The following is a 1589-nucleotide window of genomic DNA, read 5'->3' as shown; positions in this document are numbered from 1 at the left end:
CCAATAGGAATTCAAACAACGTGACCGTCATTGACGGTGCGAGCAACACGACAACGACGGTATCTGCGGGAACTGGGCCTGGAGCAGTAGCGGTGAATCCCGAAACGAACAAAATCTATGTCTCCAATGGTGGTTCAAACAATGTGACCGTCATTGATGGCACAAACAATAGCACGATCAGCCCCCTGATCGCAAGCTTCGATAAGAAAGAGTCTGCCCAGTTAGACGTGACGACAATGATGACATTGAGTGGAAATACACTAACGAGTATCGCGAATGGCATAACGTCACTAACGTCTGGAACGGATTATACCGTTACGGGCAACACAGTAACCATTCTGAAAGCGTACTTGGCGAGTCAGGTAGTGGGCACGACAAACTTGACGTTCACTTTCAGCGGCGGAGCAACGCAGACGCTTGCGATCACGGTAAGTGATACGACACTGGGTAACAGCACGATCAGCCCCCTGATTGCAAGCTTTGATAAGAAAGAGTCCGCTCAGTTAGACGTGACGACAACGATGACATTGAGTGGAAATACACTAACGGGTATCGCGAACGGCATGTCGCAACTAACGCTAGGAACGGATTATACCGTTACGGGCAACACGGTAACCATTCTGAAAGCGTACTTGGCGAGTCAGGTCGTGGGCACGACAAACTTGACGTTCACTTTCAGCGGCGGAGCAACGCAGACGCTTGCGATCACGGTAAGTGATACGACACCGGGCAACAGCACGATCAGCCCCCAGATCGCCAGCTTCGATAAGAAAGAGTCTGCCCAGTTAGACGTGAAGACAACGATGACATTGAATGGAAATATACTAGCGAGTATCGCGAACGGCATAACGCCGCTAACGTCTGGAACGGATTATACCGTTACGGGCAACACGGTAACCATTCTGAAAGCGTACTTGGCGGGTCAGGTAGTGGGCACGACAAACTTGACGTTCACGTTCAGCGGCGGAGCAACGCAGACGCTTGCGATCACGGTAAATGATACGACGCCGAGCTCGAACGCTGATTTGAGCAACTTGACTTTGTCGAGCGGGAGCTTAAATCCGATGTTCGTGTCAGGCACGTCCAGCTACACAGTAAGCGTGGGGAACAGCGTGAGCGGAATCAAGGTAACCCCGACGGTAGCTAATACCATGTTTGGCACTGTGACCGCGAGCGTATATAACAGCAGCGGTGCGCTGGTAAGTGGTCCCATCACGTTGACGAGCGAAACGGCGTCCTCATCGCTTCCGCTGAGCATAGGCAGTAACGTGGTCAAGATTGCAGTGACGGCAGAAGACGGTTTAACAACCCAAATATATAGCCTAACCATTCAAAGAGCCACAGCATTGACGGCTGATTCTGCAACACCGATACTAGTAACGCCGAGCACAGCGGTAACGATCACCGTTCCCTTAGGCGTAAAGAACGCAAATGTGGCCGTCACCCCGGTAACGGTGGGATCTAACAAAGAAGCGACGCTTCCGTTAATCGAAGTACAAGCGGCTACTTCATTAGGTATTGTGAGTATTACGATYCCAGAKGGAACGAAAATTACAGCTCCTGCTAATTGGGACGGAATGATCAAACTG

The 1589-nt window shown here is 51.0% G+C and carries 1 protein-coding gene; it reads left to right on the top strand.

Features of this window, described 5'->3' with window-relative positions; translation table 11 throughout:
- Positions 1–1589 (top strand): X2-like carbohydrate binding domain-containing protein (locus tag AC1DWB_RS34790; protein ID WP_477545636.1); only part of this gene is annotated, 1589 nt, incomplete at both ends.

The organism is Paenibacillus sp. P4_E11 (assembly GCF_056401635.1).
The sequence above is the reverse complement of the archived record's forward strand: the minus strand, read 5'-3'. Positions and strand labels throughout refer to the sequence as shown.